1 protein-coding gene is annotated in these 1,185 nt (G+C 58.2%); it reads left to right on the forward strand.

What is annotated here, in order from left to right:
- The first annotated feature begins 132 nt into the window (after positions 1 to 132).
- Positions 133 to 1,116 carry an agmatinase gene (locus NKI19_RS32710; protein WP_352567719.1) on the forward strand — a complete coding sequence of 328 codons (984 nt, stop codon included), beginning with the start codon at positions 133 to 135 and terminating at the stop codon, positions 1,114 to 1,116.
- Positions 1,117 to 1,185 lie beyond the last annotated feature (69 nt).

Genomic DNA, 1,185 nt, shown 5'->3' on the forward strand with positions numbered 1-1,185 from the left:
CGATGTCACGGTCTGCCAATAACAAAAATCTTGCGAGCATAACCGCCACAGAACGTCTTTAGATTTGATTGGCTTAAGCTGAGGCGATCACGCTGAGACCAAAGCGAAGCGTTAGGGAGGTAGGAAGAGTTGATGGACACAAACTCAGATAAGCAACCCGATGTTGTGAAACCCGGCGCGACAGAATTCCTCACATTCATGGGCCTGCCCAGGGTCAGCGACCTGTCGATGGTCGATGCCAAGGTAGCAATCATCGGCGTGCCGTGCGCAGTGCCTTATCCGGGATACGGTGCCTATTGCGCTGGTGGCCCAACGGCCATCCGCGAGGCGTCGGCCACCCGGCAGGGGTTAGCGAGCCCGTCGCACAAGCTCAAGAATTTCGATTTCGATCTCGGCGGGCCAATCTTCGAAGACGGTGAGGTATCGGCGGTGGATTGTGGCGACCTCGGCTATGACGAAAAGGATTCCACCAAGAACCGACTTGCAATCCGCACCGCCATCGAGACGCTGTTGGACAAGGGAACCATCCCAATTGTCATCGGGGGCGACGATTCTAGCCCCATTCCCGTTATGGAGGCTTTTCATGACAAAGGGAAGCTCACCGTCATCCAGATAGACGCCCATATCGACTGGCTCGATGAAGTGGACGGCGAACGTTGGTGTGGATCCTCACCCATGCGGCGGGCCTCGGAGATGTCGCATGTGGACCGCATTATTCAGATCGGCGCGCGAGGTTTGAGCTCCGCTCGTCTCTCAGACGTCGAGGATGCCCGCAGGTGGGGGGTCAATTTCATCCCGGCGCAGGAGGTTTTTGCAAAGGGCATACAACCAGTACTTGACCTCGTGCCCGAAGGCTCAAACGTACTATTCACGTTCGATTGCGACGGTCTCGATCCCTCAATCATGCCCGCCGTCATCTCTCCGGCACCGGGAGGCCTCACCTTTTGGCAGGCGCTCGACATCATGCATGGCGTTGCCGCCAAGGCACGCATCGCGGCGTTCAACCTTGTGGAGCTAATGCCCGAGCGAGACATCGAGAAGCAAGGTGCGCTGCTGGCCGGGCGAATAATCGTCAATGCGATGGGCCTTGCCGTGCGCCAAGCAGCCAGGGGGTGAGGCATCCCATGGGGCATTCAGGATCGTGACTGCAACCGAGAGCATCAGCACGGTAGCGAGGCCGCGCTC

The organism is Mesorhizobium sp. M0751 (genome assembly GCF_040320265.1).
In the GTDB taxonomy this organism is placed as follows: domain Bacteria; phylum Pseudomonadota; class Alphaproteobacteria; order Rhizobiales; family Rhizobiaceae; genus Mesorhizobium.

Coding starts and splice junctions, on each gene's coding strand:
- NKI19_RS32710 (WP_352567719.1), top strand. CDS start 133: ATGGACACAAACTCAGATAAGCAACCCGATGTTGTGAAACCCGGCGCG.